The organism is Pseudomonas tritici, from assembly GCF_014268275.3.
Classification (GTDB): Bacteria; Pseudomonadota; Gammaproteobacteria; order Pseudomonadales; family Pseudomonadaceae; genus Aquipseudomonas; species Aquipseudomonas tritici.
In genome coordinates, this window is sequence record NZ_CP077084.1 from 1,998,883 (window position 1) to 2,013,911 (window position 15,029).

12 protein-coding genes and 3 pseudogenes are annotated in these 15,029 nt (G+C 53.6%); 10 read left to right on the forward strand and 5 right to left on the reverse strand.

Annotation, left to right across the window (positions count from 1 at the left end):
* Positions 1-51: 51 nt before the first annotated feature.
* The 7 genes and pseudogenes from HU722_RS08925 to HU722_RS08950 all read left to right on the forward strand — a co-directional run.
* Positions 52-315, forward strand: a pseudogene (locus tag HU722_RS08925) (site-specific integrase); the annotation flags it as partial.
* Positions 296-475 (forward strand): annotated as a pseudogene (locus HU722_RS28815) (phage late control D family protein); the annotation flags it as partial. The pseudogenes HU722_RS08925 and HU722_RS28815, both read left to right, overlap by 20 nt.
* 95 nt (positions 476-570) lie before the next feature.
* The gene (locus HU722_RS08930; protein WP_186753023.1) at positions 571-1,761 is read left to right on the forward strand and encodes an acyltransferase family protein; all 1,191 of its coding nucleotides are present in this window, start codon (positions 571-573) and stop codon (positions 1,759-1,761) included.
* Positions 1,762-1,831: 70 nt separating this feature from the next.
* Positions 1,832-2,365, forward strand: coding sequence for a glycoside hydrolase family 19 protein (locus HU722_RS08935; protein ID WP_186753022.1), 534 nt, complete (start codon positions 1,832-1,834; stop codon positions 2,363-2,365).
* A gap of 67 nt (positions 2,366-2,432) precedes the next feature.
* Positions 2,433-2,789 (forward strand): annotated as a pseudogene (locus HU722_RS08940) (DUF4113 domain-containing protein); the annotation flags it as partial.
* 363 nt (positions 2,790-3,152) lie between these two features.
* The gene (locus HU722_RS08945) at positions 3,153-3,518 is read left to right on the forward strand and encodes a hypothetical protein (protein ID WP_186753020.1); all 366 of its coding nucleotides are present in this window, start codon (positions 3,153-3,155) and stop codon (positions 3,516-3,518) included.
* 403 nt (positions 3,519-3,921) lie between these two features.
* Entirely contained in the window at positions 3,922-4,968 is a 1,047-nt protein-coding gene (locus tag HU722_RS08950; protein WP_186753019.1) for a pentapeptide repeat-containing protein, read from the forward strand.
* A gap of 172 nt (positions 4,969-5,140) precedes the next feature.
* Here the strand turns inward: HU722_RS08950 and HU722_RS08955 are convergent, their stop codons facing one another.
* Entirely contained in the window at positions 5,141-5,353 is a 213-nt protein-coding gene (locus HU722_RS08955) for a hypothetical protein (protein WP_186753018.1), read from the reverse strand.
* Between the two features lie 115 nt (positions 5,354-5,468).
* Positions 5,469-6,860 carry a hypothetical protein gene (locus tag HU722_RS08960; protein ID WP_186753017.1) on the reverse strand — a complete coding sequence of 464 codons (1,392 nt, stop codon included), beginning with the start codon at positions 6,858-6,860 and terminating at the stop codon, positions 5,469-5,471.
* A 988-nt stretch (positions 6,861-7,848) separates the two neighbouring features.
* Here HU722_RS08960 and HU722_RS28820 point away from each other — a divergent pair.
* A complete protein-coding gene (locus HU722_RS28820; protein WP_225930681.1) occupies positions 7,849-8,061 on the forward strand; it encodes a hypothetical protein in 213 nt (70 codons plus the stop codon).
* A 56-nt stretch (positions 8,062-8,117) separates the two neighbouring features.
* Here the strand turns inward: HU722_RS28820 and HU722_RS08965 are convergent, their stop codons facing one another.
* The 3 genes from HU722_RS08965 to HU722_RS08975 form a co-directional block, all read right to left on the reverse strand.
* Positions 8,118-8,957 (reverse strand): hypothetical protein, encoded by an 840-nt coding sequence (locus tag HU722_RS08965; protein ID WP_186753016.1) that lies wholly within the window; start codon positions 8,955-8,957, stop codon positions 8,118-8,120.
* A gap of 343 nt (positions 8,958-9,300) precedes the next feature.
* Positions 9,301-9,516 (reverse strand): hypothetical protein, encoded by a 216-nt coding sequence (locus tag HU722_RS08970; protein WP_175406723.1) that lies wholly within the window; start codon positions 9,514-9,516, stop codon positions 9,301-9,303.
* A 39-nt stretch (positions 9,517-9,555) separates the two neighbouring features.
* A complete protein-coding gene (locus HU722_RS08975; RefSeq protein ID WP_186753015.1) occupies positions 9,556-10,743 on the reverse strand; it encodes an MFS transporter in 1,188 nt (395 codons plus the stop codon).
* Positions 10,744-10,912: 169 nt separating this feature from the next.
* On the opposite strand from HU722_RS08975, the gene HU722_RS08980 reads away from it, so the two are divergent.
* Positions 10,913-13,741 (forward strand): ATP-binding protein, encoded by a 2,829-nt coding sequence (locus tag HU722_RS08980; protein WP_065882296.1) that lies wholly within the window; start codon positions 10,913-10,915, stop codon positions 13,739-13,741.
* On the forward strand, positions 13,738-14,937 hold the full coding sequence (gene pvrR / locus HU722_RS08985; RefSeq protein WP_186753014.1) for a response regulator cyclic di-GMP phosphodiesterase PvrR: 1,200 nt from the start codon (positions 13,738-13,740) through the stop codon (positions 14,935-14,937). The genes HU722_RS08980 and pvrR overlap by 4 nt, the downstream gene beginning before the upstream one ends.
* Positions 14,938-15,029 lie beyond the last annotated feature (92 nt).

The following is a 15,029-nucleotide window of genomic DNA, read 5'->3' on the forward strand; positions in this document are numbered from 1 at the left end:
GGCTCGGTGGTACGATGTACCACCTCAAAACTGACGCGTACCACTTTCGAAATGGCGACTATCAGGGCAAGAAAACTGGCGGATGGGACTGTGAGCTACACGGCTCAAATCCGCATCAAACGCGACGGAGTGCAAGTCTACCAAGAGAGCCAGACCTTCGCCCGGAAACAGGCCGCCCAAGCGTGGACGCGCAAGCGTGAATCAGAGCTGGACCAGCCTGGTGCGATCGAGCGGGCCAGCCGGAAGGGTGTCACCGTCAAAGACATGATCGACCAGTACCTGCTGGAAGTGGGAAAACGCCGCGGGCTTCAAAAACGGCATTGATGGTGAGTACCTGGTCGACTCGGTGGAACAGGTATTCACACAAGCGGGTTGGTCCACCACCGTTGAGTGCAATGGCGGAAAGAAAGGTAAGGCCAAGGCCAAAAGCAAGAAGACGAAGAAAACCAAGGAGGTCAAGGTTCTAGAGCTTTGACGTCGAGACGTTCGTCGTAACGTGTTGGCTAATCACTGGCTCCTATATGAGAGTGGTTTGTATTTGCCAGCTTGAATCAAAGATGGGAGTTGGCAATGGTGTGGCTTAACTATGGTGCGTCCGGTAAGATTCGTGGCTTTGGAATTTTGCCTTCAGGGAAGATTGGTTTGTCTACTAAAAATGAAATACTCCCGCTAACCGGGCTTAGGTTTATAGCGGCATTGTATGTATTCCTTTTTCATTTCGAGCTTAGTTGGCCGTTTTCTCCGGGTGGCGTAGTTGGGCATGTAATAGCCCAAGGCGCTGTAGGGATGTCAGTTTTCTTTGTGCTGTCGGGTTTTCTTCTCGCTTATCAGTACTCTGGGAGATACGAGGATAAGAAAAACTATTTTGTCCGGCGATTAGCGCGGATCTATCCAATATATATATTGGCGGCGCTGATTACTTTGCCTTGGATATTCGGTAGTCAGGCGGGCGCAGCAAAATTGCCCGCATGGGATACAGCTGTTCTTGTCGTAACAAATATCTTCGCGCTTCAAGCTTGGGTTCCAAGCTACTTTAAGTTTTGGAATAATGGCGGAAGTTGGTCTATCTCGGTCGAGATCTTTTGTTATGCGATGCTTCCTTTTATCGCGCCCTGGATGGCGAGGTTGTCGAATAAGAAGCTAGCAGCGTTTGCGGTAGTGATGTACCTCTGTTCGGTGGCTCCGGGACAGCTGGGGCGAGTGTGGCCGGACCTTTCGTTGGCTTTTTTCTATGCGTTACCTGCGTTTCGGCTTCCTGAGTTTCTTTTAGGTGTTTGCGGATTTTTGGCTGTTCAAAGAGGGTTTCGGTTGCCCTATCCTAACTTAGCAGTTGTTAGCGTTTTGCTAGCGTTTGTCGTTTTAATAAATTTTAGACGGTTTGGATTGCCCTATATTGGCTATAACTGGTTGGTTTTGCCAGTTGTCGTGGCGCTTGTTGTAGGGTTGTGCCAGTCTAATGGGCGTATATCAAGGTTGCTTTCAAGTGAGTGGTTTGTGTGGCTTGGGAAAATAAGTTACTGTTTCTATTCTTTTCAGGCACTCGTGTTGCTTTTGCTGGTGACGTTCCATAACGACTTAATTGAGGGTTTTCCTTTGCTTGAGCTTAATTGGCTGCTCTGCATTGCTGCCTTTTTTGTTCTTGTGGGTTTGTCGGCTCTTGGGCATCACTTTGTTGAAGAGCCTTGCCGAAGAAAGATACAGCAGTGGTCAGACGCCCGAGGTTATAAGGGTGAAGGTAAAAAAGAGCCTTATGCTCTTTGATATTTGAATAGAGTCCTTACTATCAAGAATGCCCGCCACTGAGCGGGCATTTTATTGCCTGGAGAAAAGTATGCCGCTCACTCAGCAGCAATTGCTGCAGATCCTTCCGAACGCCGGCCGCCAAGCCGGCGTTTTTGTTCCTGTGCTGAACGCTGCCATGAGCAAGTACGGGATCGTCCATCAATTGCGGATTGCCGCGTTCGTTGCTCAGATCGGTCACGAGTCAGGCCAGCTTCGCTACGTGCGCGAAATTTGGGGGCCTACGGTGCAGCAGGCCGGGTATGAGGGGCGAACCGACTTGGGCAATATCGTTCCAGGTGACGGTTCCAAGTACCGTGGCCGGGGCCTGATCCAGATTACAGGCCGGGCGAATTATGCGGTGTGCGGTGATGCCCTCGGCCTGGACCTAATCAATCAACCGTTGTTACTTGAACAGCCACAACACGCGGCTATGTCGGCAGCATGGTTCTGGGGCTCGCGTGGGCTGAACACTTTAGCTGACCATGGCGACTTCCTGAAGATCACCAAGCGCATCAATGGTGGCACCAATGGGCTTGCCGACCGCCAGGCGCTGTACGACATAGCGCTGAAGGTGCTGGCGTGACGCCCGGGCAGATGCTGGCCGCGATCCTGCTCGCAATGGCGATCAGTGCTGCCGGCTCTTGGCAGGTTCAGGACTGGCGTATGACCTACCGTACCCGACAGATGATGTCCGCCTGCTGACGCGAATGGCCGTGGACTCTCTCAATCGTGTCTTCCGACCGGGTTTCAACTACAGCAAGGCCGAGGTCATGCTGCTCAGCCTATGTCAGCCTGGTGAGTACACCGAGGATCTGTTCTCCGAGTCACAGCCTGGCTCGTCAACGAAGTTGATGGCAATTCTGGATGATATAAACCAGCGTTGGGGGAGGGGGACGCTTCGCTCGGCCAGCGTCCCTTCCAATCCGGATTGGGGAATGCGGCGAGAATTGATGAGTCAGAGCTACACAACGCGATTAGATCATCTCTGGCGCGTGTCGTGTAAGTAACTCATTCGGCTAGGGAAAACAGCCGTTGCGTGTCGATGTTGATCAAAACGACTTTATTCTCTCGCTAGCATGTCCAGCAGAATGCACTGCTATAGTGGTTCTGGGAATGCTAAATGTTTGGAGGGGGCGTGATAAATTTTAGAGAAAGAATTTCAAAAGAATTTGAACTCCAAGGCCTGAGGTTTTTTCGAGAGACTTTATGGAGTTCTTCTTTGCAACGGTCAGATTTGCCGAGAATCAGGTATTTTTTGGAAAGGAATAATTTTCGTGGAGTAGATGTAGCGCTATCATCATCCTCCGGATGACACTACATCTCGTATTAAATGGTCAAGGCATTATGACTCTTCTGGTCAATGCATATCATTGCCGGCTCCAGTTGTTATCCCTGGTGGAAGTAATCACTTAAAGTTAACATTTGGTTATCCCGATCCAGCTTTGAGAGATACTGACAGGCCTAAAGAATTTGTTGTGGTCAATTCGTTGCGTTTGATATTTGGTGTTGCGGTAGCAAGAGAATTAATAATTGCTAGTTTTTTCGGTTTGCAGGAAGAATTGGCTGTGCATTCTGATGTCGGATATGCCTCAAAGTTTGATATTCAATCAATCAATTTATTTGACGATCCTCCCATTCAAGATTCAGAAGTTATTTCAATTCCCGAAGAGGCAGCTTTTTTTCTAGATAAAGCTTTTGTGCAGGATTTTCCAAGTGAGCGCTTTGTTCTGATGTAGTTGGCTTTTGAGGCTATTGTTAACATCTCTATCGAGAAAGGGAGCACTAATGGTGAGAAGCGAAAAACTTTTTTCAAGGAGGTGTTGCAATCTGATGTAGCCAATGCGGAGGTATATCGGTTGTTTCAATTGAGGTGCGGAATATTCAAAGAAGGGCGCACATCAAATTTAAGCATTGAAGATGATTGTTGGTCCTTGTATGCAGCTTTGCAGCTCGTGATTTTGAAAAATTGCGAGCAGCGTCGCGCTTTCTTGTCTGCCTATGAAACCGTGATCTTGAATAGAGTGATGGCTAGTTAATTGAGTCAGCGTCTTGTTGGCGAATGGAGCATTTCCGCACCAGCCGCAACAGGTGCAGAACATAATATGTGCTGCGAATAACTTAATAATTGGAGCGCCGACAATGGATGGTTTTCACGACAAGGCTCATTATTTCATTTTTACCGATGACAGTCTTCCCACTCCAGAGAAAATTTCAGAAATTAAAGAACGATTGGCTAAGCATGAAACCTGGCTTCAAACCCTAGGGCGTGAGGGAGTTAGATTTAGAGCAAACAGAGAAAATTTCACTGGTGTGGATTTTAGTCATCGAAAGCTAAGTGGTGCTGAATTCACAGAGTGCAAGTTTGATAAGGCAATGCTAAATGATTGTGAGTTTTTAGATCTAAAGGACAGCGGACCAAATACTGTTTTTTTTAATTGTGATTTAAAAGATTCTATATTTGATGCTTCTAGATTTTCTGCATGTATTATCTCGGTTGTGAGAGCTAGTGGCTGTAGTTTCTACGGTGCTAGCTTAGAAAACGTTTCTATTATCGGAAATGTAAGGTCGTATGAAGACGATAACGATGTGATAAACGATTTTCGTCACTGCACTATTAGTAATACGAGTGTAACTAATTTTAATTTTTATGGTGCTCTTTTTGACAAGTGTTCCTTGTATATGGCGAAGTTTTCTAACTGTGTTTTTAACAAGGTGGATTTTTCCAAAGCACTGCCCGCATCTTCCTTGTTTTTTGAAGGCTGTAAGATGTCGCGCGTCAGTTTTTATGATTTAGTTATAGAGGGGTCAGTGTTTAATAAATGTAATTTGGCTCGCGCAAATTTTGATCGCGTGAAGGCTAAAGGGTCTAAGTTTGCTAGTTCTGTATTGTCATACGCTAAATTTGCAAATTCTGATGTGTCAGAAAGTGTATGGGGGGGAAGTGCTGTTGACTATGCCGACTTTACTGGCGCGTCGCTTCATCATGGCGAAGCTAGGTTGTGCGATTTTACGTCGACTGACTTCCGTAATGCACAACTTTACAGTTTGGATCTTTCGGGTAGCACATTGCGTGGTGCAATAATCGATTCTTCAACAAACATAAATCTTACTAACTTCACTGGGTGCACATGGCTTACAGGGGAAATATGTAAGGCTGAGTCTATCGGGCGCTGTATATTCAAGTGATTTTTTGGCTTTTTGTGGTAAGACAAGGAGGGGCCTCTGACCAAAGATTACTTACAAATAGTCCTCTATTGGCCATCATCGGATTGCTTAAGTCTTGCTAGATGGCTCGCTTGTGGGATGGCCGGCCACCGTGAAAGGTTGACTAAATGAATGCGCTCAGAACCGATTGCGGTTACTCCGGTGCCATCACCACTGCCAGCGTCATTTTGATGAATTCTTCATCCTTGTCGATGGTGTACAGAGCTCCGCGAATGTGGTCGGCAATATCGGCAGCTCCACGCGCTTCCACCCAGCTGGAAAGCTCCATGATGGCCGCTTCTAAGGAGAGTTGATTTTCGTTGAGTTTGAACAGTAGGGAAGGGAGCTGATCTGAGCCCGTCTGCAAACGCCTGTGTAAGAGAGGCCGGGGCTGCTCTCCGAGAACCCCAAATACCCGGCATGCTACATTTATGCGGTCGATAGAACTAATGCTGTGAGGCTGCTGTTTAGGGCAGGCAAAATCATTTAAGAGTGCCTTCCTGCGCTGTGATGGTTGCTGAGGGCCGTAATTTGGTGCGGCGATTGTGAAGAATAAATAACCCCGTGAGAATCCAAAAAGAAACCATGGTCTCCAAAAAGCTGAAAACTTGATTATTTGCCGGAATATATATAAAGATAATAGCAAATAACGGAAGCAGCATCTTTGCATAAAAATTATCCGTAATGATAATGGAAAAGCAGATGCTCGCGAAGTACCAGCCAAGTATGAACATGACGATGGATACTCCAAAAAAGCTGACATCATTTGCGACATGGCTATAAAATGAGTGCCATTGCACTTTTTCATCCCAGCGAGTAGTTATTTTTCGCTGAAATGTTCTCTCTCCAATATCGATTCCAAAATGTTCGGCAAAGATTTTTTGTAAAAAAACTGAGTGTCCAATCCCGTATGAACTATCAAATTTTTCACCGAGTGAGAAAGACATTCCTTGGTAGCCTTGAACTAGATAAACAGTCAGTTTTTCATAAAAGTCCGTAATTGCGTCTCTGTTTCCTTTTTTTTCATCAATGGTCAAATCGCTCTTGTACACAACTCCGAATTGGTTAAGGTATCGAAATGAGGCGGGCTTGGTGTCTTCAAAAACCACGCTGTAAGGCGATGTTCCTGACTTTACGCTATAAAATTGCCAGAAAGAGAATAAAAATATGAAGGCTAAAAACACTAGGAAAGTCTTGCGAACTTTCAGTTCATACAAAATCCCCCTGGATTTTTTTGAGGCAATAACTGCCCCGAGGCAAACTGATACGACAAACAAGTAGTAAAAATTTATTGCACTTAGACTTGCGGTGATGCCGGTGCACAAGGGAAGCATCGCTACCAGAAAGCCCGTTATGCTTCGTCTCCTGCTCAGCTTGTCCCAGTAATAGACAAGTCCTGGAAGCAATACGTATTTGAATACCCCGAAAAATAGTAGGAGCGCGGTCACGGACGAATTGCCTGTGAACCTTTCCTTCGAATCTGGCGAGGCATACCAGTTCCGGACCTCGGCAGGGGCCAATACTCCGCGAGCCAGATCGGAAAAAAAATGAGTGGGTATGTATGATGTGGAAAGGGTCGTGTTGCGGTGGAGAATAACTATTGCGATAAGAGCAAAAAAAAGTATTTGCCAAAAAAATCTTAAAAATACATTGTCATCGCTTGATATCATGCTGTCGGGAAGCCGTTTAAGCTGGAATCGACAAGAAAATATATAGCCTAAAATAAATGTGAGGTGATACAAAGAAATAAGAATGATGAACTCAGTTTTGTTTTCTATAGGCCAAATCAGAGGGCCAAAAAAAAATAACCATAACGTAAAAAGCAAATACCCTTCAACAAACAATAGCGGGATAGATAGTTTGATAGTTTGCATTATTACTACCAGAGTAGATTGAGTTGACAGTGAGCTACTTTTTTGTAGGCATGGTCAGGTAATTTATACTGCCTTCTGTGTTTCGGACACTGCGCATTAAATTCAAAGCGCAGGCACTTGTGCGTTGTGAATGTTAAATTGTCAGGCTGCAAAATCATCGCGACTATCAAAGTGTCACAATGTTGAGTTCAGCCCTAGGCGGCGGTTGAAGCCCCTTGCATTTTTGTTTGATGCGACACACTTCCGATAGTTTCATTGGTCGCAGTTAAAAGTGACTGATTAATCTGGCAGTTAAATAAATCAGTCTTCGTGCCGTTTAAAGCTCGATAAATGAGTGTATGATTGCGCTCGCCGAACTAGCTGAATAATAAAAAGTCAATTATTTCAATGATATAGAGTGGTGACGAGTTTCACATTCTATTCCGACCTCGGCCTCGGCTCTTAAAATCCCGTAGCCCAATGATCTACGGGTTTTTTATTACCTGTGATTTGAGAAGGGTTCCGTAGTCCCATGCTTTTTTGATCGAAATCCGAGTGTAGAACAGCAGCAGACGGGGATAAACCGACTGATGCTTGCTTAGAAATTGCTACGGTAGCAGTAGCCCAACGCCTTGCAAGCAAGGTCTACGGGGAGTTTGGGGAGCGCTACGTCCAATCCATCATGGGTGCGACGGAGAAGCGGCGGGAGAGGGGAGCGGTTTGTAGGGGCGTTGGGAATCTGAGTCAACGTGGCGAATGGGGCGCAGTTTATCAGGGATGCCTGTCAGCTGTCGGGGATGCTGTTTCCGGAAACAGCGCCCGTTTGTCGACAGCCGTTAACTGAGTTCGCATCTGCCGCCTAACATTCTATCTCGCTGCCTTACCTCAAACCGGCAACCTGAACCCACGCTGTCACTGCGCAAAGTTTCATCATCCTCTGCGCCCTTGAGGTTTACGATCCTCCCTAAGAGACGACTCCCGCGCCTCCAGCCCACAGGGAATTGAAAATATGATCTCGAACTTTGTCAAAGTCGTGATGGTTGCTGGCACGTTGCTTTTGGGCGCTTGTTCGTCAGGCGTGAGCAGCGATCCTTGTTTTACCGGGGGCTGCCAAGCGTTCGGCGACCACAGCCCCAACAAGGCCGCCAGAATGAGTTTTGGAGGTGGTGGGCTTGGAAGCAGTTATGGCGAGTACGGTTCGGGGCTACTTCACGACGATTGATGCAGCAATGGTGGTGCTGGGCAGCCCAGCGGGCGTAGCGACTGTCGCCACAAGCGTTAGCTCGTCACGACTGTCCCTTTATGGAAAATTTCGCGCCTTGCTCGGCGGCTGATATTTTCATGTTTGCTTGCTGCGTACACCTCGTCAAAACGCTCCCGATCAACCCCCGCATAGTTGGTCAACTCGTCCACTACCCTCCGGTCGTAATCCTCCTCGATCACGAACCGAAAGATTTCCCGCCGGTAAAAGAACCCGAATTGAAAGGCCAGGACCTCACTCAGGAAATCCGAAAGGGTGAGGAAACAGTTTTCCAGGTCGATGGCCTTGGCGAGAGTGGGCTGTTCTAAGTTGACCATCACGTTGTTGGCCCAGAAATCCATGTGCACCACACCTTTGCCGTGCAGGCAGTGCAGCAGTTTGAAAGAAGCGCTGATCAGGCTCTGGATGTCGCGCTCTTGCTTGAGCCATTCCAGTCCGTTGAGGTAGCCATCCAGCATCTGGGTGAAGATGAAGAACTCCTGGATCAAACCCAGTGCCGACTTTCTGTAGCCGAAGCCATACAGGCCGGCAACCGGCGCACCGCGGTTCTGTGCGCCGAGGGTGTTGATGACTTCTTCAACTGGCCAATCGAATGTGCCGTCGCGCTTTGAGCGGCCGAATGTCACTCTCAGTTTTGGTTTGAGGCTGTCGAGTGGTTGGGACTTGGCGAACAGATCATTCTCCATCCCTTTCAGAGGAGCGCTGACGCGATCTTTGAGCTGATAGCGAGTGTCGATCAGGTTTTGAATCGCCTGCTGGGCGCTGTCGTCGGCACTCTGCGTAATGAAGATCGTGGCGTTGCGGTGGTTGAGCGTCGAGGGGAAGTTCTGCAGCACGCTGCTGTCGGGAAAGCTCAAAACACGTCCTTGTCATTCATGAATATGACAAGAATGTTACAGGCTGGCGCCATTGGATCCAACCTGAACGTTACCTGAACAGAGTTTAAATGACCGTTGATGCTGGCTTTTTTGCCTTGACGTGCGTTTATGGGTTGTGAGTTTTTTCGCGGCCTCGTCAAGAAATTGTTGTGAAATAAAGCGGGTACGGTGCAATAATGGCTTAAGGCTACTATTCCACTTCCTTGAAGTATCGTTGATGAAAACAACTTTTCCCGCGAAATTGTTTATTGTTTTTATTGCTTCCCTGCTGGTCTGCGCTGTCTATTTCCTGATCGAGGAGTTTCTGCAGTACAGTCTTCCATCAGTTTGACTGCTTGTACTGCCGAATAAAAAACCTGCCGAGCACAAAGACGCTTCCGAGTATCAGCCCTAAAAAGGCACCCAGGAAGGCATACTTCTTGGTGTTCTTAGTGGTGGACGTTTTGATTTCATCCAGGGTATTGAATGCCTTTAGCGTATTGCCCGCAGCCAATGCCGGCAGGTTCAGCGCTATGGCTTGAGTGTTGGCGTTATCCATGGCGGATTTCAGCTGAGATGAAGCCATTGTATGGTGCTCTCAATGCCCACCCTGCATGCGTCGCGCAATCAGGTAGATTCCCAGGCCGACCAATGCGGTGACCGCGCCGATGTACCCGGTGCTCGTCCACCCCAACCCAGCCGTGATCGCCATCCCACCCGACCACGGCCCCAGCGCATTCGCCAGGTTGAACGCCGCATGGTTGGACGCCGCCGCCAGGCTCGGGGCTTCGTGGGCGATGTCCATCAGGCGGATTTGCAGCGGCGCAGCCAGGGCCACCATGGTGCCGACGAGGCCCATGCTCAGCAGCACGCCCCATAGCGAGGACGCCGCGAAGGGGAAGAACAGCAGCACGGCCATCGACCACACCAATATCAACCCCACCGCCCGGAACTGCATGCGGTCGAACAGCTTGCCGCCGGCGATGTTGCCGATGATGCCGCCCACGCCAAACGCGGCGAGGCCGAACGGAATCCACTGTGGCGACACCTTGGTCACTTCGAGCATGGTCGGCGCCAGGTAGCTGAACACGCAGAACATCCCGGCAAACCCAATCGCGCCGATGGACAGGGCCATCCACACCTGAGGCTTGGTGAAGGCGCGCAGTTCTTTGCGCGGGTCGCTGCGTTGTTCGTCGTGGCGGTGCGGCACGAACTGCCAGACCAGGGCGATGGTGAAGAGGGCGATCACGCTGACCAGCGCAAACGCCGAGCGCCAGCCCAGGTGTTGGCCGAGGAAGGTGGCGATGGGGTTGCCGAGCAGCATGGCCAGGGTCAGGCCCATCATTACGCGGGCGACTGCGCCGGCGCGTTTGTCGTTGGGCACCATGCTTGAAGCCACCACGGCGGCAATGCCGAAGTAGGCACCGTGGGGCAGGCCGCTGATAAAGCGGAAGGCTACCAGCGAACCAAAGGTGGGGGTAAACGCGGTCGCCAGGTTACCCAGGGCATACAGCCCCATGAGCAACAGCAGCATGTGTTTGCGCAGCAGCTTGGCGCCAAGGATGGCCAGCAACGGCGCGCCGACCATCACGCCGAGGGCGTAGGCGCTGATGGCGTGGCCGACCTGGGGTTCGCTTAGACCCAGGTTCTGGGCGATGTCGGGCATCAGGCCCATGATGGCGAATTCGCCAGTACCGATAGCGAAAGCGCCCACGGCCATGGCCGCTTCCATTTTGGCGGCACTGCGCGCGGGCAGCACGTGCCCGGGAGTTTGGTGGATAGACATGGATCGCTCTGTTGGGATGGATAACACGAAGGACTGCCGCCGATGCTACGCAAGTCGCGGCGAAGGTGTCTAGAACAGCCATTTGCCCCAGAGTTCAATGCGCGTAGGGCCGCGGCCTTTGAGATTCGTCTCATTCAACTGGCCCCATGGGCTCTTTACCCTTGCGGCGATGAAACTCAAACATTTCCTGCAACCCCTCGACTCGTCGTTCTCGACGCCCAAGGCTGCCCGCAAGCTGCTGCGCCTGTTCGCGCTGGCGCTGGTGCTCGGCGTGTACGCGGGTGCCTACAGTTATCTGCGCGCGGCGTTCAGCGAGGAGATCTCGCTGCGGCGCAGTTACATGAATGAGGCGGTTTCCGATGCGCAGTGTTTTTTTGTCAGCCGCCAGACACTGCTTAAAACCCTGGGCCTGTCGACGGTGCGCCATATCGCGCCACCGGTCGGCAACCTCAATCAGGTGCCGACCGAAGAAGTGCACATCACCCTGGGCGAGGCGGGCAACATCTGGAGCCTGTGGCTGACCAAGCGCACGCTCGATTACCTGGAGGCCAACCGGGTCAACCTGATCTACGTGCCCCAACGCGCGCAGCCTGCGGTGGAGCGCTTGTATACCGTGGGGACTGAGCCGGCGGCGGTGCCGGAGTCGGTGTTGCACCGGTTGATTGCGGTGGACACGGGCAACGTCTCGGTCAGTGACGAACTGTGGCTGACCGAACAGAGCCGCCTGGATTCGCCGCTGTATATCTTCACCCGGCTCGATGAGCGCAGCCCCACCTCGGGTTGGCTTGGCCTGGAGGTCGACGCGCCCGACCTGATCAATGCCTTGCAGCACGAAAAAGCCGGCGACTTCATGTTGCTCGACAGCGCCGGCCAGTTGATTTTCAGCAGCGCGCCGCATCAGCCGGCCGCCGCGCAGGCGCTGCGCCAGTATCACGCCACGGCCAGTTTCGGCTGGGAGGGCAGTCGCTGGTTGCCGGACCGCCTGGCTATCCGCAAGCACCTGGGGTATTCCCAGTGGCAGATCGTCTACAGCCTGGAGTTGCGCTCGCTGTTGCCCAGCCTGGCGCTGCCGTTGCTGGTGTGCCTGCTGTTGTGCGCACTGGCCAGTGTGTTGATGCTGCGCTTGGTGCGGCGCATCGATCAGCGCCTGATCATCCCGGCCGCGCTTCGTATCGAAGCACTGGTGGAAAGCGAGGCGTTCAGCAGCGCGGTCATCCGTATCGCGCCGGTCGCCCTGTGCGTGCTGCGCCGCAGTGACGGCGCGGTGGTGCTGGAGAATCCCTTGTCGCGCCAGTGGCTGGGCAATGGGCATGAGCGTCAGCAGCTGTGCCACGATTGGATTCGTCGCGCGTTTGATGACGCCGAACAAAGCAGCACCGACGAGCTGCAAATGGCCGACGGACGCCACCTGTTCCTGAGTTTCGCGCCCACCCGTTACCAGCGTGAGGAAGTGCTGATCTGCGCGTTCAGCGACATCAGCGAGCGCAAGCAGGTGGAGCTGGCGCTGCAGCAGGCGCGCACGCTGGCGGACGCGGCCAATGAGGCCAAGACACTGTTCCTGGCGACCATGAGCCATGAAATCCGCACGCCCCTCTACGGCGTGCTCGGCACCCTGGAATTGCTCACGCGCACCGACCTCAACAGCCAGCAGCGCGGCTACCTGAATGCCATCGAGGGTTCGTCGGCCAACCTGCTGCAACTGATCTGCGATGTGCTGGATGTGTCCAAGATCGAGGCGGGGCAACTCTCCCTGGAGCTCAACGTGTTTTCGCCGCTGGAGCTGGTGCAGGAAGTGGTTCAGGGCTACGCCGGCGCTGCGCAGAGCAAGGGTTTGCAGCTTTTCGCCTGCCTTGACCCGCAATTGCCCGACCGCGTGCGCGGCGATGTCACGCGTATCCGCCAGATCCTCAACAACCTGCTCAACAACGCGCTGAAGTTCACCGAGAGCGGGCGGATCGTATTGCGCTTGCGCCTGGAGAGCCGCGAAGGCGAGCGCGCGATGTTGCAGTGGCAAGTGGTCGACACCGGCAAGGGCATTGCGGCGCAGGACCAGCAGTACCTGTTTGAACCGTTCTTCCAGGCCAGCGCCAATGCCAATGTGGTGGCGGGCACCGGGCTCGGGCTGTCGATTTGCAAGCGCCTGGTGCACTTGATGAACGGTACGCTGCGGGTGGTCAGCGAGCCGGGTCTGGGCAGCAGTTTTACCTTCACCTTGCCGCTGGAGCAGGTGGCTGCCCACGAGGATGAGCATGAGCCCTGGGCGCTGCCGCTGCTGGGTGAACGGGTCTATGTGGTGTCGCCGGTGCGTGAGCTGGCCGAAAGCATCGGCGGCTGGCTGCGGCGCTGGGGCGCGCGGGCGCAATTGGGCCTGCCCGAATCGGTCGAGGCCGACCCTGGCGCGGTGCTGGTAGAGCTTTACCCTGGCCAGGTCGAGCCCGGCCATCGGCTGCGCTGGTGTGGCCCACGGGTGACGGCGGCCGCCGATGAGCATGGCGTTTACCAGGGCCCCGGCGCGTGCTGGCAGATCGGCCTGAACAACCTGCATGCGCTTAACCGTGCGGTCAGCCGTGCCCAAGGCGTCGAGGAAGCGTTGTCGCAGGTGCCCAGCGAAGCACCGGCCAAGCTCAACCTGAACCTGCGTTTGCTGGTGGCTGAAGACAACCTGATCAACCAGCTGATCCTGCGCGATCAACTCGAAGAACTCGGCTGCAGTGTGGTGCTGGCGGGTGATGGCATTGAAGCGCTGTCGCTGTGGGGCGAAACCGCGTTCGACATGATCCTCACCGACGTCAATATGCCGCGCATGAACGGCTACGAACTCACCGAGCAACTGCGTCGCCTCGGGTGCGCGCTGCCGATCATCGGCGCCACCGCCAACGCGATGCTCGACGAAGCCGAGCGCTGCCTCAGCGCGGGCATGGACCATTGCCTGGTCAAGCCCTTCACCCTGCGCGCGCTGTATCAATGCCTGCAGCGCTACCAAAGGAGCGTGCTGTGAGTGCCTACCGCGTGCTCATCGTGGAGGACCATCCCTTTCAGCATGAGTACTTGATCAACGTGTTCCAGGCCATCGGCGGCTTTGACGTCGACGTGGTCTGGGACGGCGCCAGCGCCTTGCAGCGCCTGGCCCGCCAGCGCTATGACCTGTTGCTCAGCGACCTGATGATGCCGGGGATGGACGGCGTGCAGTTGATCCAGCAACTGGCGCGCCTGCAAGCCCCGCCGGCCCTGGCGCTGATGAGCGTGGCGTCACGGCGCATGCTGGTCGGCGCCGGGCAGGTGGCGGGGAACCTGGGCCTGACCGTGGCCGGGCTGATCTCCAAGCCGGTGCGTGAGCCGCAGGTGCGCACCCTGCGCGATTGCCTCGACAAACTCGCCGAGCAGGCCCGCGCGCCGTGCTGCCATCGCGGTCTCAGCCTGGCGCGGGAGAACCTGGTGCGCGCCTTGGGCAACGGCGAAATCCAGGCCTGGTTCCAACCCAAGAAATCCCTGCACGACGGGCGCATCGTCGGCGCCGAAGCCTTGGCGCGCTGGGTGCACCCGGTGGAAGGGCTGCTGCTGCCAGGCGAGTTCCTCGGTGAAATCGAGCGACTCGGCCTGGAAACCCGGCTGCTGACCTGCATCCTCGCCCAGACCCTGACCGCCCAGGCCCAGTGGGCGCAGCTCGGTTATCGGCTGCCGGTGTCGATCAACCTGCCGACCCATCTGCTCGACCAATGCGACCTGGTCGACCGCCTGCTGGCCCAAGTCCAGCAAGGCGATGCCGAGCCGCGACAAATTACCTTCGAGTTGATGGAAAGCTCCACCACACAGTTGCCCAGCAACTACTACGCTGGAGCATGCCGCCTGCGCATGATGGGCTTCGGCCTGGCACAGGACGATTTCGGCAAGGGTTTCAGCTCCTACTTCAACCTGGTCTCCACGCCGTTCAACGAAGTGAAGATCGACCGTTCGCTGGTGCATGGCTGCGCCGAGAACGAGAGCCTGGCCTCGGCGTTGCAGAGCATCGTCGAGCTGGGCCGCAAACTGGGGCTGACCACCATTGCCGAAGGCGCCGAGACCCAGGCGGAGTTGGCGGTGTTGCGGCGTATTCGCTGCGACCAGGTGCAAGGCTTCCTGATCTCGCAAGGTGTAACGGCGGATAAATTCAGTGCGTTACTGATTGAAGATGGCCCTGCGCCAGCACTTCTCTGAGCGGCCGGGGTCACACAGTCAAGAAGCCCGAAGGAAGGGTCGCCTGGTACGCCGGGCGTTATTGGCCAATGCCGGGATCATTGCATAGGCCC